This is a genomic window from Salinivibrio sp. EAGSL (genome assembly GCF_013366455.1).
Taxonomy (GTDB): domain Bacteria; phylum Pseudomonadota; class Gammaproteobacteria; order Enterobacterales; family Vibrionaceae; genus Salinivibrio; species Salinivibrio costicola.
On sequence record NZ_JABWMG010000010.1, the window covers coordinates 22,759 to 44,483 of the forward strand.

The window sequence follows — 21,725 nt, forward strand, 5'->3', positions numbered from 1 at the left end:
CCTGTATAACGAGGCGCTTCCCTTGCCTAGTTAGTTAACTGTAGCCTTTTTGTTGTCACTTCGATGGACTGTCGCGCCACTTTTGCGTGCTTGATTAACAACTGGCTGTAAAAACACACTTCATTTCATGTGCTTGGAGAGTTTTTATTGATAATGTGATAACTCTAACAGCCTATGTTCGGCGTTTGTCAGGTGTACGCTATAATTCGATGCAAGATTGGCGTAGGCTTTAATACACTGTTCATTCGCAGTTTGGCGTTAATCGCCTTGTTTTAGATGGAATCGATTATGAAACAAACGTCTCGCACCATGCTTGCACGCAAACACGTCGCGTTAGTGGCACATGATCACTATAAAGATGCCTTGAGCGACTGGGTAAAAGAAAATAAAGAAATACTGAGCCAGCACGCGCTTTATGCCACCGGCACCACGGGCCACATCCTTGCAAGAGAAACAGGGCTAAAAATAACACCTTTGATGAGCGGCCCGATGGGCGGGGATCAGCAACTCGGGGCGATGATTTCTGAACAAAAAATCGATGTGATGATTTTCTTCTGGGATCCCCTCAATGCGGTCCCACACGATCCAGATGTTAAAGCGCTACTGCGCGTCGGCTCTGTATGGAATATTCCGATTGCCACCAACCGCTCAACCGCCCGCTTTATGATCACGTCGCCGCTATTCGGGCAGGATGTCAACATCCAAATTCCTGATTATCAAGCGTACTTAGACGAGCGTTTGTGAGTGATACCTATTATAGCAACTAATTGCTCATTAGGAGCAAAGGTGCTTTTCCTTTGCTCCATTTTAAAGGCATTAGTTACTATTTAAACCAACTACTCGAGAGCCTAACTTTTCTTTGTATAGGTTTTCATACAAAAAGACATCTTCTTTATCAAGGTTTGAAGGTAGTGTTTGTAGCAACGTAAATTTTAGCCCCTTGTGATAATCAGAGTTTTTTTCGCACCGCTCTTTGAGTTGCTTGTTGTTTCCATGCCTCGTTTTCACGTAAGTTTGCCAACGCTGCCATACACCTTCTTTTCCATAGGCCGCACCGACATAATGCTGATCTCCAGCATCAGGGTTTGTATCTAAGATCAAATAAATACCATTTACTGCAGACAAACGTGAATACCAGTCTTGGTTAGCATCCTGATTATTAATGAGCACGTTTAACTCATCGAACGTCAGAACAAAGTTGAGTAGCCCCGGAAAGGTGCCTAAGTATCCTTTGGGTAGCACTTCCAGAACTTCCTTATCGTTATTTGCTATCCATTGGTGCCACGATATAGCAGCTCCTCCCCAATCGATTACAACCCTATCCTTGTAATCTTCGAAGCTATCTACTTCTTGTAGATCGTAGTAATATTTTTCGTTGTCGTAGCGAGAGCCATCGACCTTAAAGGCACCAATAAATAGTGATTTACTCCCATCTAGACCAATAAAGGAAAATATGTATTCACACTCTCTAAATACATCTTTTGATTGTTCAGCCTGATATGCTAAAAGACTATCTCTATCCTTTATTATATCTCGGTATTGTGCACGACTATCTTTATGTCTTACAAACTTAACTTTATTGATATCAATGTTACTTAATGACTTATTAACAAGCTCTTTAAACGTAATCATAGGATCCTTCCTACCAGAAAATCTTCTTCATATACTAAATGGGCCGAATCATATAAACCGAGATATATGTATGATTATTCGTAATGAGTAGTAATTAAAGATACCCTTTCAGTTCCTCCACAAACGATGAGGCATGACCTTTTTGGTGCACCAGCCACACTTGTTTTTGGGCTCGCGTCAGGGCGACATAAAATAATCGCCGTTCTTCCGCGTGTTCAATTGGCTCTTCATTTTTCCCTAATAAGGCCTCATCGAGTGAAAGCGAGCGCGGCTTGGCCGAAAATACGCCCTCATCCATGCCGAGAATAAACACATAGTGAGCTTCTTGGCCCTTGCTGGCGTGTGCGGTGGTATAGCGAAGCGCCAGTGAGGGATACGTTTTCTGCCACGTTTCTAGATCGTTAGGGCATCGAGAGTGGGTGCGGCCAATCAGCATCACAGTCACGGGTTGCGCTGCTTTGGCGTGCTTTTTGGCAAGGCTTGCTAGTGTCTTTTCTAACTTATCGTCAGTGATCACTTTAATCGCTTTGGGCGTTTTCGCCGATGCCTTGTCGCGCGAATAGTCCAACTGTTTGCTGAGCTGCTTGGGGTTTTGGCAAATAAATTGCTGCGCCACATCCCCCAAGGTAGACGGGTAGCGATAACAGGTGGTCAGCCAGCAAATCTCACTGTCACCAAAGCGCTGGGAAAAATCCGTGGTTAAGCTGACATCGGCACCGGCAAAACGGTAAATGGCTTGCCAATCGTCCCCCACGGCATATAACGAGGCGCGTGATACGTGCGATTCACTGTCCGCTTTACCGTGACACAGTGCCTCTAGCATCGCCAACCGTGCCGGAGAAATGTCTTGGTATTCATCAACCATCACAAACTGGATGGGCGTGGCGAATTTTCGCTGCTGAAACAGCTTAGTGGCTTGTGTAATCAAGCCATCAAAGTCAACGGCGTTCTCCGCTTTGAGTGCCTGTTTATAGGCTTGATACAACGGCCAAATCACCGCCAGTTCATCTTTTAGCGTGGGCTGCTCATCAAAACCCGCCAGTTTATCGGTCAGGGCGCGCTTGGTGGTATTGGCTTGGATCACTCGGGAAAGACGCGACCAAACCCAGCTGTGCAACCGGTTTTCATGGGCACAGGCGATGAGCTCAGCGTTATCATCAATTGGCAGTGCGTGCTGCTGATGTAGTTTATCCCACGCTTTGCGTGTGCTGGGCTGTTGCCATTGTTCGGCGAGTGTTTGGGTCAGCCACGCCGCTTTGGCGGTCTCGTCACTGGCTAGCGGAGAAATGGTAGGCGTCTGGCCTTGATGTTCAGCCAGTTGCTGACGGGCAAAACCATGAAAGGTGGTCACATTCACCTCATGGCCAGTTTTGGTCTTAATCCGCGTTTTGAGCTCAGTCGCGGCATCACGGCCAAAGGCAAGCAATAAAAGCTGCTCAGGCTTGCCTTGCCCACTTTCAATTAAATACGCCGCACGCGCCACTAACACACTGGTTTTACCGCTACCGGGCCCGGCCACCACCAAGGTATGAGATTCATCGGTGAGCACAGCGTTACGCTGCGCTGGGTTCAGTGGTGACGATTCAATCTGATCGAACCAGGTTTGCCACTGGTTGAGCATCGCCGCTTGCCACTGCTGGTTGCGGATTTTTAGCCAATAGGTATCGCCTTGCAACACCGGCGTCAACGTGATGGCGACGCCTTCATCTAGCTGGGACAGAAAAGCGGCTGGGATCCCCTCGCGTTCTAACGTATCCAATAACGTTTGCTGGGCGGTGCGTAATTGTGCAACACGAACATATCCTGGCGCATTTACCAGCGCCTCATAGTCAGCCAACAAGCTCGGTCGAATAAGCGCCAGCCGTTTTTGATAGCGGGCAACATAGGCTTGATAACGCGCATGAATGGCTTTACCAGCCTGCTTTGCTCGGTGCCAAGGCAGACCAAACACATCAAATGGGTAAGCCTCCCCTTGCTCAGTGAAGCCTGTCAACGAGATAGTGCCCCAGAGTAACCCGCGAGAAATGGTGAGCTGCCCATCCCAGGCTGAAAAGGGAATATATTGACGATGATGGCGCGATTCGAGTAACAACCCATCATTTTCTAGCTGTAAGCTGTAGTGATCGCCATAAACAAGCCATTGTGCCCAGCGATTTGCAGAGAGTTTCATATCAATACGTTAATCAGCCAATGAGGAAGAGGCGCGGCCTTTAAAAGATGCTTGGCATGCTACTGCTCACCCCGCCATAAATCAATTCAATCGCCTATAAAGCCCGTTCTCAGCGTCGATTCTATTGAGGAATTGACCTATCACAACTAAATGATAAAAGCGGTGCTTAAAGGCGCATTCAGGCTTAGTTTCTTTGACTGTTTCTGGTATCTTGCCAGCATTGTTGGCCGATCATGTTTATTTATGTCTTTTTCTCTGCCACGTTTTCCTACCGTGCCGCTCACCTTGCGTGAGTATTGGGCCAATCACCGGATTAATGACAGCATTCGTGTGCTGATAGCGCTGATGGGTGTTGCCTTGTATGCCAGTTATGCTGGGCGGACCGATATTGTCACTCCACTCGTGCTTGGCGTCATCGCCTCGGCACTGGCAGAGGTCGACGATCATTTTTGGGGCCGAGTACGCGCGCTGGGCGTCACCTTAGTCTGTTTTACCGTGGCAGCGTTTTCAGTCGAGCTGCTGTATGACACGCCATGGTTGTTTGCTATCGGCCTGACGGTATCGAGTTTTGGTTTTATCATGCTAGGGGCAATTGGCGAACGCTATGGCACTATTGCGTTTGCGTCATTGCTGTTGGCGGTTTATACCATGCTGGGTATGGAGCAAGGCAGTGATATGTGGATGCAGCCCATGATGCTGCTCTCAGGGGCAGCCTGGTATGGTATTTTATCGCTGATATGGATTCTCATCTGGCCTCATCGCCCGGTACAGCACCGACTCGCCACCGTATTTCGTCAGACGGCGACTTATATGGAAACCAAATCCAGTTTGTTTCACCCCGTTGCTGAGTTAACGCCTCAACCGACACGCATTGCGGCAGCGAATCGAAATGCCCAAGTCGTCGCCGCACTGAACCAAGCCAAGGCTTCGTTGCTGGCGCGCGCGCGACGGGGGCGACTGACCCAACGGCATCAAGCCTTACTGCAAACCTATTTCATTGCCCAAGATATCCATGAGCGAGTGAGCTCTTCTCACTATCGTTATCAAGATCTCGCTGCGCAGTTTTTCCATTCCGATATTTTGTTTCGCTTTGAGGCCTTGCTCAATACTCAAGCCAATGCCTGTCGCGATGTGGCACAAGCGTTATCGATCGGGGCGCGCTACCAGCACCCGAAGACGGGTCAGCAAGCGTTAGTGGCTATTCAGCAATCAATGCAATATTTATTGTCAGCGCAACCCCAAGATCCCTCGCGCACGGCCTTACTTCATCAACTCGACTTTCTCTATAAAAACCTCGAGACCGTGGAGCAGCAATTGGCAAGTCTCAGTGATCTAGCTGCCAATGATGGCACACAAGAAAGCGAACTGGCCGACCCCGACGCGCGGTCTTTAGGCGAAATGGTGTATCGAATTCGCCGCCAGATGACGCTTAAATCGCTACGTTTTCGCCATGCGGTACGCCTTTCTTTGTCGTTGCTCACTGGCTATGGGGTGATTCAGGGGCTATCGCTTGAACATGGGTTTTGGATCTTGATGACGATTCAATTTGTCTGTCAGACCAACTATTCGGCAACGCGCAACAAACTCAAAGAACGAATATTAGGAACCGTTGGCGGTTTACTACTGGGGGTGCCAGCCCTGTATTTATTCCCTGATCCCAGTAGTCAATTAGCGTTAATGGTGATCACCGGGGTGCTCTTTTTCGCGTTTCGTACCGTGCAATATACGCTCGCGACTCTGTTTATCACCCTGCTGGTGCTGATGTGCTTTAGCCAATTTGGTCAGGGTTTTGCGGTTATCTTACCAAGACTGGGAGATACCGTGATTGGCTGCTTGATTGCCGTTGTCGCCGTTCGTTATGTGCTCCCCGATTGGCAAGCGCACCGCTTACGTGGGATCATGACTGAGGCATTGCAAGCAAACCGTGATTATCTCGCCCATGTCATCGCGCAATACCGTGTCGGTAAACGGGATAACCTTGCCTACCGCATCGCACGTCGCCATGCACATAATACCGATGCCGAGCTAACCACCGCGATCAGTAATATGTTGGTCGAGCCTGGCCGTTATCGTACTAATATTGAAGAGACATTTCGGTTCTTATGTTTGAATAACGCAATGCTGAGTTATATTTCAGCACTTGGCGCCCACCGTCGTCGCATGGACGATGAAGTCAACCATCAGAAAATGGCGCAACTGCATCGTGACATCCACCAATCGCTCAACGCGTTAACCGAACGATTGCGGCGCGAACTGCCAACAGAGCAACCGGATCAAGTAGCATCAACCGGTGATAAAACCCTATCCGGCCAGTTAGCAGAGCTCGATCCTGATGCGGCGTACCACGACACTGAGCCTGATGCTGATTTTCATGAGATGGCCGATAACACCCCACTAAGCATGGTGTTGCAACAGTTGACCTTAATTCAGCGCATGATCCCTGAGTTAAATCTGCTCACTACGACATTACATCAGCAAGCACTCAAACAAAGCCGGACTTAGATAAGCCATACTCAACAAGCACGTGCCCTGCTAACGAGTGGTCGTTAGCTGAGCGCGTGGTTAATACGCTGACACTGCCCCCCAAAGGTCAGCACTCTGTCAAATTACACTTATTTACGCGAACAACGGTTGAAAGCCGGGCGTTGAGGACGGATATTAGATCCATGTCATCTGTTGAGTGTGACAACTATACTTACCACTTGTCGGCTTGTTGCCGCCGCATAGCCCGCCTGGAGCATTTATGGCTATTCATGTAGGAATCATTGATTCGGATCCAGTCCGACTCGTTACCCCGGTTTTACATCAGCAACTGCCTGTCAGTAAGCTGGTATTGATTGGTACGCTGGAACAAGATCTTGAGTTCGAGCGACTTACTCGTGTGTTAGCCCCGAAAGGCATTGAAACGGAGTTTTTTGAAATCTCGGATGATATCAATATCCGAGAAGTCAAAAGCCAAGTAAAGCGTCTTGCCGAACAGCTCACCCAATCTTCTGAAGACATTCTTTTTAATGCGAGCTGTGGCCTACGCCACCAATTATTGTCTGCTTACGAAGTGTTTAGAACTTACCACTGGCCCTGTTATGTGATAGAGCCCTACAGCGACGAATTATGCTGGCTCTACCCCGACGGTCTTCCACAGCAACAGGTCGAAGATCATATTAGTTTGACCGAGTACATGACGATTTTTGGTGCCCGTTGCGCAGATCACGATGAAGAGGAAACCGGCTGTCTCACCAATGATATTTATCGGTTAGGAGAAAAATGGGCGAGCAATGCGTATGAATTAGGCCCAGGCTTAGCCACTTTAAATTACTTAGCGACCACTTGCCGAAAAGAACAGTGCCTGGATGTTGCATTGAGCGAAAAACAGCAAGGCTATCGCGAACTTGGGATGCTGCTCGACGATTTATCGGATGCCGGATTAGCGCACTACGAAAATGGTGTGCTCACTTTTAGTTGTGAGGAAGCCCGACGTTTTGCCAACGGAGAATGGCTGGAAAGCTACGTGCACCACACGGTCACTTCTATCCAAAAAGAATTACCGACCATCCAAGACAGTGCGCTTTCTATGCAGGTTTATCGCCAAATTGGCGAGCGAGAAGTCCGCAATGAGTTGGATGTCGCCATGGTGGTTAACAATAAGCTTCATATCATTGAGTGCAAGACAAAGGGCATGTCTAGCGACGGTGATGACACCCTGTATAAATTAGAGTCTTTGCGCGATTTACTGGGTGGCTTGCAAGCACGTGCGATGCTGGTCAGCTTTAGACCATTACGTCATCACGATATTACGCGGGGTACAGATCTGGGTTTAGCTTTGATCGGCCCTGACCAGCTGGCCAACTTACGCACCCATCTTTACGATTGGTTTATTGCGGCTGGCGGTACTATCGAAGTAAGAACAAGTTAATCGCTTACGCAAGGCGATACGACACGTTCGACAACCTTGTCGGCAATAAAAAACGCGGTGCTCATCAGGGCACCGCGTTCAAGGATAACGATATCGCGCTAGCTTATAGTAGCTTACGGGCCGCTTCCACCACCACTTTGATGGAACGTGCTTCCGTTTCTTTTAAGGTCGCGTGATCTGGGATTTCTTTTTGCGTACGGTTGATAATCACACCCGCGACACAACCAGCACGTAAGCCTGAGCTGGCACACATGGTCAGCAAAGTGGCCGATTCCATCTCAAAGTTCAACACACCCATCTCTTGCCATTCTTGCATTGAGCCTTGGAAACGACGCACAACGCGACCGCTAAAGGTGTCATAACGCTCTTGGCCAGGGTAGAAGGTATCACTTGATGCGGTCACCCCTGTATGTACGGTAGCACCATCTTCATCAACGGCGGCTTTCATCGCGGTCGCAACATCAAAATCAGGCACCGCTGGGAATTCCATCGGTGCAAAGTGAGTACTGGCACCGTCAAGACGTACAGAGCCGGTGGTCACGATCATATCACCGACGTTAATGTCAGGCTGGATAGCGCCTGTAGTACCAACACGCAAGAAGGTATTCACGCCTAATTGCGCCAATTCTTCTACCGCAATAGACGTTGACGGTCCACCAATGCCGGTTGAGCAAACCACCACGGATTTGCCATCTAGCCAACCGAGGTACAAGGTATATTCACGCTGTGAGGCGAGAAACGTTGGGTTTTCCATCAAGTTCGCGATTTTTTCAACGCGAGCAGGATCACCAGGAATGATGGCAGTGGTTGCGCCTTGTAGATCGGCTTTTGTGACGCCAAGGTGGAATACAGGGGTATCAGACATAATCAGTCTCCTCGCTGGATGCTATCATCAGCATTTAAAATAATGTAAGGCCTACCGAGGTAGGCCTGAACTCGTTATTGATTATGTGTTTAGGATACCCAAATCTGCTCCTTTTTATGTGACCATAATCGACATATTGCACTATCATCTCTTACAGATTTCAGGATTTAGAGATCGAAATCACTTTATAAAGGTAAAAGCAGACAGAGGGTGTCCTCATTTTTGGTCCTAATCACGCAGCAGGCGTAATGCATTCAGTGTCACCAACGCTGTCGCCCCACTGTCTGCCAGTACAGCCACCCATAAACCGGTGATCCCTAACACACTGGTGACCAAAAACACCCCTTTTAGTCCTAGCGCAATCGTGATGTTTTGCCGCACATTGGCTTGCGTCGCGCGCGCGAGCTGAAGAACGCGAGGCAGCTCAATTAAACGATTATGGCTCAATGCTGCCTCGGCAGTTTCAAGCGCAACATCCGTCCCACTGCCCATCGCGACCCCCAACTGAGCGGCTTTCATTGCAGGGGCGTCATTAATGCCATCGCCAATCATGGCGATCCGATACTGACTCGCAAACGCTTCAACCGCCGCAACCTTGTCTTCAGGTAATAGTCCAGCACGATAATCAATCCCTAACTCGTCGGCAATTTCAGCAGCGGCTGTCGGGTTATCCCCTGTCAGCATCACAGGATGAATCCCCATCGCGCGGATCTGCTCAATCGCCTCACGTGCATCCTCGCGCAATTTATCGCGCCAGCCAATCATGCCATAAGGGTGCTCATCGACCATCACTACTGCAACGGTGACTCCGCGTGCCGCGATCTGACTGGCCTGTTGATACTGCGCATGCTCGAGCGTGGCGTCCGGGAGTTTGTCGAGCGCAACCATCCGAACAAGCTGGCCGTCGACTGTCCCTTCTACGCCTCGGCCTGCATTGGCTTGAAGCCCTGTCGCATCGGGGATAGAAAGACCGCGTTCCGTGCTGTAGAGCACGAGTGATTTAGCCAATGGATGATGACTACCGCGTTCGATCGCTGTCGCCAGTTGCAACAGCGTGGTTTCATCGCCTTGCCACACGCAAACATCCGTGACCATGGGCTTACCTTCTGTCAGTGTGCCCGTTTTATCAAAGGATACTGCGTTGATACTTGCCAAGCTTTCTAGCGCCGCTCCCCCTTTAATTAACGCGCCTCGACGTGCTGCCGTGGCCAAGCCCGAGGTGATAGCCGCTGGTGTGGAAATCACCAGCGCACAGGGGCATGCAATCAATAATAGTGCTAGGCCACGGTATAACCACTCTTGCCAACTGGCAGCAAAAAAGAGGGGGGGAACGACAACCACTAACACGGCTACGCCAATCATCGTCGGGGTATACCAACGACTGAATCTATCGATAAAGCGTTCAATCGGTGCTTTTTTTGACTCGGCTTGCTCAATCAAATGCAGGATTCGGTCAATGGCGTTTTCACCTTGGGCAGAAGTAACCGTCAGTGTCACCGTTTTATCGGTGGCTAAACTGCCTGCCATCACGGTGTCGCCTGCTTCAATATCGACCGGAATCGACTCTCCCGTCAGGGCGCTTTGATCAAAACTCGCCGCCATTTCCATCAATTTGCCATCCGCCGGCAAACGCTCACCGGCGCTAATCTCAATCACATCACCGGGCGTTAATGTGCTCGCCGCAACGGCTTCACGTTCACCGTTTTTGCCCACTCGCGTCACGGTTTCTGGCACTAACGCCATTAATGATTGAATACCGTCACGGGCACGCGTCGAGGCATAGCCTTCCAGCCGCTCGCCAATGAGAAACAGTACCAACACCATGGCCGCTTCGGTCGTTTCTCCCAGGTAGAGGGCACCGAGTGCGGCGATACTCATCAGTGTTTCAATAGAAAACAGAGAGCCCTGACGTGTCAGCCTGCCCGCTTTAAGTAAGATAGGCGTTAACCCAACTATGGTAGCGCCGGTAAATAGCCAGTCTGACAGTGAGGGAGACCAATAATGCAGGCCCCAGGCGATGAGCATGCTGCCAATCAATCCAAACAGTAGTGCATCATCGCGCCACTTTTGCCAGCCAGACGGCTCTATAGCGGGTTGATTTAATGCCAGCAGTGGAAAGCCCACTTTTTTGGCGGAGTACTGAATCGCCGCAAGCGTATCAGCGGGTGCATTGTGGGAGAGAGACACCCGTAACTTTTCTGTCGCAAACAGTACTGTTGCACTTTCAACACCCGGTGTTGCGTGAATCGCCTTCTCTAGTTTGGCTGCACAGCTTGGACAATCCATTCCCGTCACCGCCCATTCATGGGTCACTGAAGAGGAAAAGCGATGCCTGTCAGGGTCGTCGTCACCCGCATTGCCCTCGCCATCTTGATGACTCGAACAGCAACCTGTTTCTTGGCATGTGTTCGTCACCGTAGACGAAGAAGCGGTTTGATGATGGGGTTGATGACAGTGGTGGTGTCCGCAGTGTTTACACATAATCGACTCCTTTGTTGGTCGTTGTGTCAATCATTTAAGGACAGTATAAGGGTTGGAGCCCACTCCAGAGTCAAGCGTAAAAGAACGATATTTAAAAACAACTATGATCAAAAAACAGCCATAATAAAAAACGCCCAGCCTTTGACTGGCTGGGCGTTAATTTTCATTGTCGCGACATCCTCGAAATGGATTACTGAATCACAAAAATATACCCTTGCAGTATAATGAGATTCACGATGTCGATAAAGAACGCGCCGACAATGGGAACCACCATAAAAGCTTGCGGCGCGGGCCCAAAACGGTTAACGATCGAGCCCATGTTCATGACCGCCGTCGGTGTCGCACCCAAGCCAAAACCACAATGTCCACCGGCAATGACAGCACCGGTATAATCGCTTCCCATTAGCTTAAAGGTGACATAATAGCTAAATAATCCAATCACTACCGATTGAATCGCGAGAATAATTAGAAAGGGCACGGCTAGGTCGAGAATGTTCCATAACTTCAGCGTCATTAAGGCCATGGCAAGGAATAAAGACAGAGAGACGGTTCCCACCATATCAACCGTTTCAGACTCAAGCTTACGCAAGTTAAACAACTCTAACGTATTGGTAATAATGACACCCAAGAACAACGCATAAACAAAATCAGGGATCATTAGCCACTGAATGTTGAACTGGCTAACCCATTCAGATAAATGACTTGCGGCTGTAATGCACAATATCAAAATAAAGAGCACTTCAATCACTTTTTTAGCAGTGACTTTATCTTCTTCATTTTCATTATATGTGACTAATTCGGGATACTTTTCGTGCGTCGTTGTTCCACGTCCATACTCAGATTCGAGTTGGTGTTTATTAATTAAACGCTGAGCAACCGGGCTACCAATGATCCCGCCAATAACGAGGCCGAGTGTGGCTGAGGCCATTGCGATCTCAAGCGTACTTTGAATCCCATATTCATCCGTTAATATCTGGGCCCAGGCTGCGCCAGTGCCATGACCACCTGATAACGTAATTGACCCTGCGACTAAGCCCATTAACGGATCAAGGCCAAGGAGTGAGGCAAAACTGACACCAATCGCATTTTGAATGATGATATAAACAGACGCAATCACTAAAAACCAGAAAACTTTTAATCCACCTTTTACTAACTGTTTATAATTAGCTGCCAGCCCAACGGTGGCAAAAAACATCAGCATAAAGGTGTCTTTTAACGGTAAATCAAATTTAAAGTTGATACCGTTATAATGTAGCAATGAAATAACACAAGCAATGATCAATCCTCCAACAATAGGTTCGGGAATATTAAACTTGCGTAATGCGGGAATTTTTGAATTAACGAAATGGCCTAGAAAAAGTACACCAATAGCAATCAAGAATGATTCTAGTGCACCAATTGAATTGAGTTGATACATATAACCTCTTTGTTTCTCTCACCTCGTCCTCCCTGATCGTCCAATTTAACCTTTGTTTCTACCTCATTTGATATTGTCGTAAAGTCAATGCTGGCCTCCACACCCACGATATTCCCGCATCCTGCTTATCGTATTCACTGCATGACAGGGGCTAACCTCTGTATCCGCACGGCAGGCCACCAGCTTGCCAATGGGCAGCACAATAGCAGAAAACCTTAAATCTGGCACCAAAAATCGCACGATCTATCATGAACATCGCTTTAGTTATTGAAATATCAATATTAAAAGGCAGGATAACAGCAGAGTGTGCTGATTAAAAAATAGACGGGAAACGAGAGGAGATGCTCAATTCAACCACCCTACTGACGGCTCAGTAGGGTGCGTGCGTATCGTACTGTGGTCACACAGGGTGGGTTAAACATTCGCCCATCTGCATCCCAATGGCGCGCAGTATGTCACGACGCGTGATGATCCCAACTAATTTACCTTCATCGACGACCGGATACAGTTTAGGTTTGGTCGGTGCCATCATTTCGGCCAGTTTAATGATACTGTCTTCTGATTCTACCGCTAACGCGTTGGGCGTCATGCAATCTGAGACGGTGTGTGAGTCTTGACAGTGGTAGCTGTCTCGTAACAACTGCTGCAACATATCTTGCTCGGATATAAAGCCCACCAAACGCTTATTAGCATCAATGACTGGTCCTCCCGTTTGCTGGCTACGAAGTAACTTTTCGAGCGCACTAGACAACGGCATGTCCTGCGAGAATGTAACCGGTCGTTTGTTCATATAATCTTTGACTGTGATCGACTCCATGTCGCCTCCCCAAATCGTTATGACATTATCAGTCCACCCTTTAAGTGTCGTCTAAGTTGGCGAAATGTCTAAATCACTTTCAACAATTTTTGTTATCGGGCAGACCAATCATCAACACGTTGGCATCTTCAGCCAGGCTACCATCCGAGTAGCGGATAGAGTTTTCCGGTTTTTACTGCTCGATGGGCGTTATTAATGGTGCCATCTTGCGCCCATTTCGTGATCACGGGCCGAATAATTGTCTGGGTGGTTTCCCAGTTTTGCCCTGGTTTTACGGCATCGAGATATAACAGCTGCAACAGTAGGCTATCGAGTCCAGTCAGTAACTGCTGCGAGCTCTGATCGTTAAAAATAGACGGATAGACTCGGTTATCGTCATTGGGTAACCCCATGACTTGCGTCAACTCTTCCACCACGCACGCCACCAGCTTACCTTTTGATCGGGCGAGATCGACGGGGATCACCACCGCCGCATACTGAATTACCCCGTGTCTATCCACTTTAATGTTGGCAGCACATATCGCGTTCTCTAATGGCGAGACATCGTCCGTCGCAAACTGTTTGCGTGCATCGTCTAAAAAACGGGCATGATTAGTAAATACGATCGATAGATTGGCGCGTTCAGGCCTTTCGGTTGGGGTAAAGGCTACCCCAGTGATTGATTGCAAATGACTAAGATGGTACGCCACTAAATTATCATGTAGCTCACTGTTATTGATTGGATGGGCAATATGATACCGAATCGGCGCTTGCCACTTTCGGATGCCCTGCTCCCCTTCAATATATTCGCTTTTCATCGCTATTCGGTAAAAAGCGTCAAGGATATAACCAGGCGATTGCCACGCCTGATCACTCGCCTCGGCCGGAACGGTCCATAAACATCCTATCAACATCAAAGCCAGCCATCCTCGGCGATACACAGCATCACTCCTTTGTTTTCATTACGTTATCCAGCGTCGCTGCAAAAACAACAGAAAAATGGAAGCCAGGTACCATTTTTCTAGACAGATTTTGAACCGGATCGACACTATGACCCCAATCACATTTTACTCTAGCAATGGCTGTGGATAGTAACCAGGATCTTTCCTATCTAACGAGGATATTATGCGTAAAACGTTACTTGCCTTATTTATTCCACTTGCGTTGCCCGCTTATGCCGCCAATATTGTCGATGCGACCAGTATTGATTTGAGCGAAGCACTCGCACCTGAGCAATCTCGCAGTGCCATGGTGAATGGCTCTCCATTAAGTTACCAAGAGCAATCTCGCCTTAACATTGGTGACCAATCTCTGGTTCGCAAACAACAACTTCATTACGGTATTCCTGTTTATGGTTACTCGGTGGTTGAGAACACATCGGCACGCAATTTTGCGCCGGAGGTAAAAGGCGAGGTCGTCACCGGTATTGAGTCTGATATTGGCAGCACGCTGCCGATGTTGAATCAGCAACAGGCCATTGCCATTGCACAGGGCGAATCGACCCCAAATGCGCGGCAATTTAAGCAGCCAGATGCGAATACACAGTTGTTGATTTGGCTTGATGAGCAGCAAACTGCGCGCCTGGTGTATAAAGTCGACTATTTAGCCAGCGATAATGGCCATCCGTCACGCCCGATTAAAATTATCGATGCGAAATCCGGCACTGTTTTAGATAGCTGGGAAGGCATCGCTCACCTAGAAGCGAGTGGCCCAGGAGGGAACCAAAAAAGTGGTCGGTTTAACTTTGGTCCGAACACGCAGCTCGGTGGATTCCAGGTGAATAGTCGCTGCCAAATGAACAGCCCCGACGTGAAAACCATTAATATGAACAACCGTGAATGGGGCGGACAAGTTCATCAATTTAATTGCCCTCAAAATACCTATCGCCAAGTCAACGGCGCCTATGCCCCGATGAATGATGCGCAGTACTTTGGTCAGCAAGTTTTCAACATGTATCAAGATTGGTTAGGTGTTCGCCCTATTCGCCAGCAGCTCACAATGCGTGTTCACTATGGTCAAGGCTACGGTAATGCGTTTTGGGATGGTCGCCAGATGACATTTGGTGACGGAAATCGCAGCATGTACCCGCTTACCACTTGGGATGTGATTGCACACGAAGTCAGTCATGGTTTTACCGAGCAAAACTCTGGCTTAGAGTATCGCGGAATGTCTGGTGGCATGAATGAAGCCTTTTCAGATATCGCTGCCGCAGCGCTAGGCCAGTATGTATTCGGCGACTTTAACTGGAAAATGGGTGAAGATGTGATGAAGCATAGCGAAGCCATGCGTTATTTCATTAACCCCAGTAAAGACGGTCGCTCTATTGGTCACGTTGATCGTTACTATCAAGGCATTGATGTCCACTTAAGCTCGGGGATTTACAACAAAGCCTTTTATCATTTGGCCACCAGCGAACAGTGGAATATCAAAAAGGCCTTCCGCGCATTTGCAACTGCTAACCAACTTTACTGGCGTCCTAACGCGAGCTTCCAACAAGGCGCGAATGGGGTTTGCGAAGCAGCTAAAGATCTTAACTACCCTGCGGGGGCAGTGAGTCAGGCCTTTGCAGAAGTCGGTATCGAGATGCAAAACTGCCAAGGTGGCGGTGGCACACCGACGCCAGAGCCTGAGCCTGAACCACAACCCGAGCCGCAGCTAAAACCGCTCACCTTAGAGCAGCCCGTGCAAATTCAAGGTACAGCGGGAAGAGCACAGCAGTTTGTGGTTCAATCCGCACCACGCGGTACGGTTTGGCTACAAACCTATCGCGGCCAAGGCGATGTCGATTTATATGCCGCTGTCGGTCGCCCGGCAAGCGCGAATGATCATGACTGTCGTTCAACCAATTCGGGCAACGATGAGTATTGTGGCTTTAGCCAAGTTCAAGGCCAAGACATTTATGTCACGGTAACCAGTAATGGTAACTACACCACGAATGTCTTAGCCCGGGTTGATGACCGCGGTGTAGAAAAAAATCGCTGCGCCAATATGCCTAGCTGGAGTCAATACAATTATTACTCGGCCGGCGTACAGGTTCAGTATCAAGGACACTTTTTCCAAGCCTCACAAAACAATTGGGGCATTGATCCTATGTCCAACCAATGGGTTTGGCGCTACCAAGGTCGTTGCCAAGGCTAGTTTCCATGGCGGCTGGCATCATGCCAGCCGCTTCATTTGTCTGTTACTGATCATGCGCCCCATCCCTTGCCAGTGAAGCGATGACGTATTGTGATCCCCGCGCGATTCTCGCCGATAATGGTACCTATCTCTCGCATTACTGATTTATTACATCTATGTTAATGATTATTGGTAACAATTAAGTTATGGATAGATTGGATGCAAAAAAAGGTATTTCCCACTATCGGACGCTGGCATCACCTCGCGCTGCTCCTTCTCCTCATCCCTACCGCTGTCTGGGCCGCTGAGGTCAACACATCGTCGATTCATTACCCGACCATGCTCATGGGGCTGCTCGGAGGTCTTGCTCTGTTTTTATACGGCATGGATAAGATGTCCAATGCGCTTAAAAATGCCGCAGGGAGTCGACTCAAATCCTTGTTAGCGCGACTAACGACTAACCGGGTGGCTGGTGTATTCACAGGAGCCGGTGTGACCGCAACCATCCAGTCTTCCTCTGTCACCACAGTGCTATTAATTGGCTTTATTTCTGCAGGTTTGATGTCACTGACACAAGCAACAGGCGTGATCATGGGTGCCAATATTGGCACCACGGTAACGGCCCAGATTGTGGCCTTTAAAATCACCCAAGCCGCGTATCTGATGGTCGCTATTGGCTTTTTTATTCAATTTACCGCCAAGGCCGATAAAACCAAGCAATACGGCAAGATGCTGTTTGGCTTGGGTCTTATTTTTACGGGGATGAATATGATGAGTGAGGCGATGTCACCCCTGCGCGGCTATCAGCCATTTATTGATGCCATGGCCCAAATGCGAAACCCCTTCCTCGCTATCTTGCTTGCAGCCTTGTTTACTGCATTAGTACAATCCTCGTCGGCCACCACCGGGATTGTGATCGTATTAGCGGGACAAGGCTTTATTTCGTTGGAAAGTGGGATCGCACTTGCCATGGGGGCTAACGTCGGGACCTGCGTCACCGCATTATTGGCCGCCATCGGCAAATCTCGCGAAGCCAAGCAAACCGCCAGTGTTCATATTCTCTTTAACATTATTGGCGTATTCATTTGGTTGCCAATGATCAGCACGCTCAGTGATTGGAGTGTCGCGCTTTCGCCGATTCACCCTGATTTAACCGGCGTTGAACGATTAGGAGCTGAGCTCCCGCGTCAAATAGCGAATGCGAATACGTTATTTAACGTCGTGAATACGCTTATTATGCTGCCATTCGTGGGAGGATTTGTTTGGCTCGCAAAAAAAATCATACCGAAAACGCCTAAACCAACGATCAGCGAACGGCCGATTGTCGCACCGAAATATTTGTCGAAAGAACTATTGATGACGCCAGACATTGCTATGGACCAGGCACAGCTTGAGATAGGTCGCGTTGGGCGTAGAGTTTGCAACATGATGAATGCCCTACCGCCTCTAACCTCAAAACTGGCCACGCAGCAAGAGCAAAGCGCAGCCGTGGAGGCGCTGGGGAAAATAGAGACTCTAGAACAACAAGTAGATATTCTACATGGGCATATTTTGTTTTACTTAGGACGACTGCGTAAAGAGCCACTTTCACAGGTACAAAGTGATCGTCAAATCATGCTGATCAGTGTGACCGACCAACTCGAAAGCATTGCTGATCTGATTGAAGACACCTTAGTTCCCATCATGGATAAATCACTTCATGCGGAGATTAGCATCAGCCCTGAAATGCAATCAACGCTTGATGAAATCCAAGATAAGGTGACGCATGCGTTACTTGATAGCGTGAATGCGATTCGACGTGGGGATACGCAACGGGCTAAGCGGGTACTAAACACCAAACGTACCCTTAACGCGCTATTGGATAAAGTACTGGCTCATCAAGCAGAGCGTTTGGTCGAGCATAACCCCAATCGTCTTCAACTGTTTAGTATTGAAATGGAGTGGACCGAATCGCTCAAGCGCGTCTATACCGTGACCAAACGTATTGCCAAGTTGCACCTGCGTGAAAAAGAAACGTAATGATGAATAAGTAGCTGATAAGACAAACAAAGTGGAACTAAGCCCTAATATTTGGGCTTAATTCGCCAAAAATATCGAGAAAATCGTTATAAAAGCTCCGCCCAAATTAAACTAGGAGCTTGAAATGTCTTATGAATTTCCTTCCCGTCCCAAGCCTCTTTCGGCACTTATCGCGCTTGCCGCGCTAAGTAGCACCAGTGCATGGGCTAGCGAGTCATGCGAGGTCGCCGATTTAGCAGCCAGTGCTAGCCCTATCCAAGTGATTGCGAATGCAGATCGCAGCTGCTTTACAAGCTGGTACGATACCCAATCAAGCCGTTATGATTCCGTTTACCAAGAAGCCTTTGTCCGCAAAGTCGCTCAGCGACTAGAGCAAACCGTCACGCACTATCAAGGTCAAGCAACGCAAGCACGCCAAATCGCCAACCTCACTGAATATATTCGCGCAGCTTATTACGTCCGCTTTTATGGTGACACAGACCAAGCTGATTATTCTGATAAGCTTGACGAAGCATTGGCGCATACCATCGTCCAGTTTCTACAATCCCCTTTTGCAACCGAAGATGGCCGTGCGCAAACCGATGCATTACATGGCCTGACGTTGATGGCCGATAGCATTAAGCAATTACCACAAACCTTTAACCTACAACTGCGACTGCTGGAAAACCTGAATCAAGCGCGCTTACAAGAGCGTGGCTATGTCAACGCGCTGAACAATCTATTTGTTGCCATGGCAGGTCACCAATCGCGTCAAGCCTTCTACGATGTGCTTGCAGCTGACTTGTCTTTGATCGATCGTCTCTACCAGTTTGTCATTGATAATCCTCAGTTATCACAAACTGAAAACGGTGCTTTATTGGTGTCGAATACAGTCCGCGAGATGGGCCGATTACTCATGGCACCTCAGCCAAGTATCCGTGCACGGGTTCTAACCCACTACCGTGATCTTCTGCCTCGTTTTCCTCTGGGTGGCGCCAACGATGCCGTTTGGGTCGGACTGGTTGAAATGGTCGACGCGTTTGCCCCAGATAAAATGAAGGAGTTAGGCCTCATCGATGCCAAATCGACGTTAGCCACCAAAATCGTTCCCTATCGTTTTCAATGTGATGGTCCTGCCGTGATCCGCTCACAAAGCATGACACAAGCGCAGTCTCAACAAGCCTGTGAAAGCTTGCATCAAAAAGAAAACGCATTTCATCAAACTGTTCGCTCCGGTTATCAAGCGGTGGCTGATGATCTAAACGACAGTGTTGAAGTGGTGGTATTTGATAACCCGTCGGACTACAAAACCTATTCATCGTTCTTGTTTGGTAACTCGACCGATAACGGCGGCCAGTACTTAGAGGGCGACCCAGCAAGCCCTGACAACCAAGCTCGCTTTATTGCCTACCGCAATGACGAGGGTAAATCGCTCTCCATTTGGAACCTCGAACACGAGTACGTTCATTATCTTGATGGCCGTTTTAACATGTACGGCGACTTCAACGACGTGCTGCGTCATGGTCATACCGTGTGGTGGCTGGAAGGCTTTGCTGAATACATGGCTCATGGCGATGACTATGCCGAAGCAATTCACTTGGGCAAAGAAGGCGGTTATTCACTCAGTGACGTGTTTGCTACCACCTACCAACATGATGTTAATCGTGTGTATCGTTGGGGGTATTTGGCCGTACGCTTCTTATTTGAAAAGCACCCAGAAGCGGTAGATGCGTTGCTCGCAGCCGGGCGAACTGGACAATTTGAACAATGGGCAAGCTTAGCCAAAGAGTATGGTGAACAATATGGCCCCGCATTTTCGCAATGGCTGACGACGCTGGATAGTTCAGAGGGCGGCGAGCCTCCTCGTCCAGACCCAGACCCAGATCCTGAACCAGAGCCTGAGCCTGAGCCTGAGCCTGAGCACCCAGACGTTACAACCCTATCCCTGGGACAAACCGTCACCATTAGCGGGCAGGCATACAGTGAACATCTCTATCAGATCGACCTGAACCGTGCCGCCACTGCGCTTACCTTTAGCATCGCGGGCCAAGGCAATGCTGATCTCTACGTCGCCAAAGACCGCCAGGCGCACTATTATGACTTTGACACCACCGAGTGGAACCAAACCAGTAATGAAACCGTGACCCTGAACGATGTGGAGCCAGGCCGGTATACCTTAAGTGTCACCGGACGCGGAGACTTTACCGATGTCACTGTCGCGGTAAATGCGGAAGGCCAAGTCGATCCCGAGCCAACGCCAGAGCCGCAGCCTGAAACACCGACTGGCACCGATGATTTACGTCCGACTCAGCTCAACGTCGCCAGCCCCAACAGTATTAGCGTTTATCAACGTCGTTATCTGTATGCCGATGTACCTGAAGGTGCGACCAAAGCCCAAGTGTGGGTCATGGCAGACGGTGATGCAGGTGATTTGAACGTGTTTGCGGCTGAAGAGTATTGGCCAACGCAAGCGCAAAATCAGGCAGCCTCTGAAAGACCCGGCAGCAATCAATACATTGAGGTTGACTTACGCAACCAGCAAGGTTTGTACTTGCTACTCGCTGGCGACGGCAGCCGGAGCCAAACCGACGTTCGTGTTTACTTTCAATAGTAACTAAGTAACGATAATATTATCAAGCGCTACCCCAGGTGGCGCTTTTTTACGTCACCTAGAACTGCAACATCCGTCGTTTTGGGGTTGATAAGGAGATAAATAATGACCGAATGGGAAAGATGTGCCAAGGACTTGTGTTTGATGACAGCGATGGATCCATTGATATCAGGCGAGACCATGCCACACGAACCTTATTAGCATTCAATCAAAGCCTAGATACGACGACAAGAAAGCAACTGCTTACCACGTTATTACGTACCATCGGCGAAGGTTCGGTCATTCAACCTCCGTTCCATTGTGAGTTTGGCGAGACCATTGAGGTTGGCAGCAACACCTTAATCAACATGAATGTCACTATGCTGGATGGTGCACCGATCACGATTGGCAACCATGTGCTGATTGGCCCCAATACGCAGTTCTACACCCCTACCCACTCCCTCGACTATCAAAGCCGCCGCGCATGGGAGACATGGTGCCAACCCATTGTGGTAGAAGACGATGTGTGGATTGGCGGTAATGTGGTGATCTGTCAAGGAGTCACTATCGGGGCGCGCAGCGTCATCGCCGCCAATGCGGTAGTTAAACACGACGTGCCACCTGACAGTCTTTACGGCGGCACCCCTGCACGTTTCCTAAAGGCACTTAATGGCAATAGATAGAAAAATGAATCTGGCTAATCAATTAAGGCCGCACCTTTGGGAGCGACCTCTTTACTGACAGCT

At 48.9% G+C, this 21,725-nt stretch carries 14 protein-coding genes; 7 read left to right on the top strand and 7 right to left on the bottom strand.

The annotated features are described in order from the left end of the window. Positions 1-288 precede the first annotated feature (288 nt). Positions 289-744: a methylglyoxal synthase gene (locus HLG76_RS07890; RefSeq protein ID WP_077774591.1), complete on the top strand. Its 456-nt coding sequence runs from the start codon at positions 289-291 to the stop codon at positions 742-744. 72 nt (positions 745-816) lie between these two features. Here HLG76_RS07890 and HLG76_RS07895 read toward each other — a convergent pair whose 3' ends face one another. Continuing rightward, complete coding sequence (locus HLG76_RS07895; RefSeq protein ID WP_175993420.1) at positions 817-1,632, bottom strand: GIY-YIG nuclease family protein; 816 nt, start codon at positions 1,630-1,632, stop codon at positions 817-819. A gap of 94 nt (positions 1,633-1,726) precedes the next feature. After that, positions 1,727-3,802 (bottom strand): DNA helicase IV, encoded by a 2,076-nt coding sequence (gene helD / locus HLG76_RS07900; protein ID WP_175993421.1) that lies wholly within the window; start codon positions 3,800-3,802, stop codon positions 1,727-1,729. Positions 3,803-4,045: 243 nt separating this feature from the next. On the opposite strand from helD, the gene yccS reads away from it, so the two are divergent. Both yccS and HLG76_RS07910 read left to right on the top strand, forming a co-directional pair. Continuing rightward, positions 4,046-6,304: a YccS family putative transporter gene (yccS, locus tag HLG76_RS07905; RefSeq protein ID WP_175993422.1), complete on the top strand. Its 2,259-nt coding sequence runs from the start codon at positions 4,046-4,048 to the stop codon at positions 6,302-6,304. A 241-nt stretch (positions 6,305-6,545) separates the two neighbouring features. Then, positions 6,546-7,715, top strand: a complete 1,170-nt coding sequence (locus HLG76_RS07910) for a DUF1887 family CARF protein (RefSeq protein ID WP_025744665.1) — start codon at positions 6,546-6,548, stop codon at positions 7,713-7,715. A 103-nt stretch (positions 7,716-7,818) separates the two neighbouring features. Here the strand turns inward: HLG76_RS07910 and udp are convergent, their stop codons facing one another. The 5 genes from udp to HLG76_RS07935 all read right to left on the bottom strand — a co-directional run bounded on the left by udp (position 7,819) and on the right by HLG76_RS07935 (position 14,215). Continuing rightward, positions 7,819-8,580 carry a uridine phosphorylase gene (gene udp, locus HLG76_RS07915; RefSeq protein ID WP_077461078.1) on the bottom strand — a complete coding sequence of 254 codons (762 nt, stop codon included), beginning with the start codon at positions 8,578-8,580 and terminating at the stop codon, positions 7,819-7,821. 228 nt (positions 8,581-8,808) lie between these two features. After that, positions 8,809-11,061 carry a zinc/cadmium/mercury/lead-transporting ATPase gene (locus tag HLG76_RS07920; protein ID WP_175993423.1) on the bottom strand — a complete coding sequence of 751 codons (2,253 nt, stop codon included), beginning with the start codon at positions 11,059-11,061 and terminating at the stop codon, positions 8,809-8,811. Positions 11,062-11,251: 190 nt separating this feature from the next. Beyond that, complete coding sequence (gltS, locus tag HLG76_RS07925; protein ID WP_175993424.1) at positions 11,252-12,478, bottom strand: sodium/glutamate symporter; 1,227 nt, start codon at positions 12,476-12,478, stop codon at positions 11,252-11,254. A gap of 400 nt (positions 12,479-12,878) precedes the next feature. Next, entirely contained in the window at positions 12,879-13,295 is a 417-nt protein-coding gene (locus HLG76_RS07930) for a CBS domain-containing protein (RefSeq protein WP_025744667.1), read from the bottom strand. A gap of 137 nt (positions 13,296-13,432) precedes the next feature. Then, complete coding sequence (locus HLG76_RS07935; protein WP_175993425.1) at positions 13,433-14,215, bottom strand: DUF2927 domain-containing protein; 783 nt, start codon at positions 14,213-14,215, stop codon at positions 13,433-13,435. Between the two features lie 184 nt (positions 14,216-14,399). Here HLG76_RS07935 and HLG76_RS07940 point away from each other — a divergent pair, with 184 nt between their 5' ends. The 4 genes from HLG76_RS07940 (at position 14,400) to HLG76_RS07955 (ending at position 21,662) form a co-directional block, all read left to right on the top strand. Next, positions 14,400-16,412 carry a M4 family metallopeptidase gene (locus tag HLG76_RS07940; RefSeq protein WP_175993426.1) on the top strand — a complete coding sequence of 671 codons (2,013 nt, stop codon included), beginning with the start codon at positions 14,400-14,402 and terminating at the stop codon, positions 16,410-16,412. Positions 16,413-16,610: 198 nt separating this feature from the next. Then, positions 16,611-18,410 carry a Na/Pi cotransporter family protein gene (locus HLG76_RS07945; protein WP_241833897.1) on the top strand — a complete coding sequence of 600 codons (1,800 nt, stop codon included), beginning with the start codon at positions 16,611-16,613 and terminating at the stop codon, positions 18,408-18,410. Between the two features lie 124 nt (positions 18,411-18,534). Next, on the top strand, positions 18,535-21,000 hold the full coding sequence (locus tag HLG76_RS07950; protein ID WP_175993427.1) for a M9 family metallopeptidase: 2,466 nt from the start codon (positions 18,535-18,537) through the stop codon (positions 20,998-21,000). Positions 21,001-21,122: 122 nt separating this feature from the next. Next, a complete protein-coding gene (locus HLG76_RS07955) occupies positions 21,123-21,662 on the top strand; it encodes a sugar O-acetyltransferase (RefSeq protein ID WP_254877654.1) in 540 nt (179 codons plus the stop codon). Positions 21,663-21,725: the final 63 nt, after the last annotated feature.

Coding starts and splice junctions, on each gene's coding strand:
- HLG76_RS07890 (WP_077774591.1), top strand. CDS start 289: ATGAAACAAACGTCTCGCACCATGCTTGCACGCAAACACGTCGCGTTA.
- HLG76_RS07895 (WP_175993420.1), bottom strand. CDS start 1,632: ATGATTACGTTTAAAGAGCTTGTTAATAAGTCATTAAGTAACATTGAT.
- helD (WP_175993421.1), bottom strand. CDS start 3,802: ATGAAACTCTCTGCAAATCGCTGGGCACAATGGCTTGTTTATGGCGAT.
- yccS (WP_175993422.1), top strand. CDS start 4,046: ATGTCTTTTTCTCTGCCACGTTTTCCTACCGTGCCGCTCACCTTGCGT.
- HLG76_RS07910 (WP_025744665.1), top strand. CDS start 6,546: ATGGCTATTCATGTAGGAATCATTGATTCGGATCCAGTCCGACTCGTT.
- udp (WP_077461078.1), bottom strand. CDS start 8,580: ATGTCTGATACCCCTGTATTCCACCTTGGCGTCACAAAAGCCGATCTA.
- HLG76_RS07920 (WP_175993423.1), bottom strand. CDS start 11,061: ATGTGTAAACACTGCGGACACCACCACTGTCATCAACCCCATCATCAA.
- gltS (WP_175993424.1), bottom strand. CDS start 12,478: ATGTATCAACTCAATTCAATTGGTGCACTAGAATCATTCTTGATTGCT.
- HLG76_RS07930 (WP_025744667.1), bottom strand. CDS start 13,295: ATGGAGTCGATCACAGTCAAAGATTATATGAACAAACGACCGGTTACA.
- HLG76_RS07940 (WP_175993426.1), top strand. CDS start 14,400: ATGCGTAAAACGTTACTTGCCTTATTTATTCCACTTGCGTTGCCCGCT.
- HLG76_RS07945 (WP_241833897.1), top strand. CDS start 16,611: ATGCAAAAAAAGGTATTTCCCACTATCGGACGCTGGCATCACCTCGCG.
- HLG76_RS07950 (WP_175993427.1), top strand. CDS start 18,535: ATGTCTTATGAATTTCCTTCCCGTCCCAAGCCTCTTTCGGCACTTATC.
- HLG76_RS07955 (WP_254877654.1), top strand. CDS start 21,123: ATGTGCCAAGGACTTGTGTTTGATGACAGCGATGGATCCATTGATATC.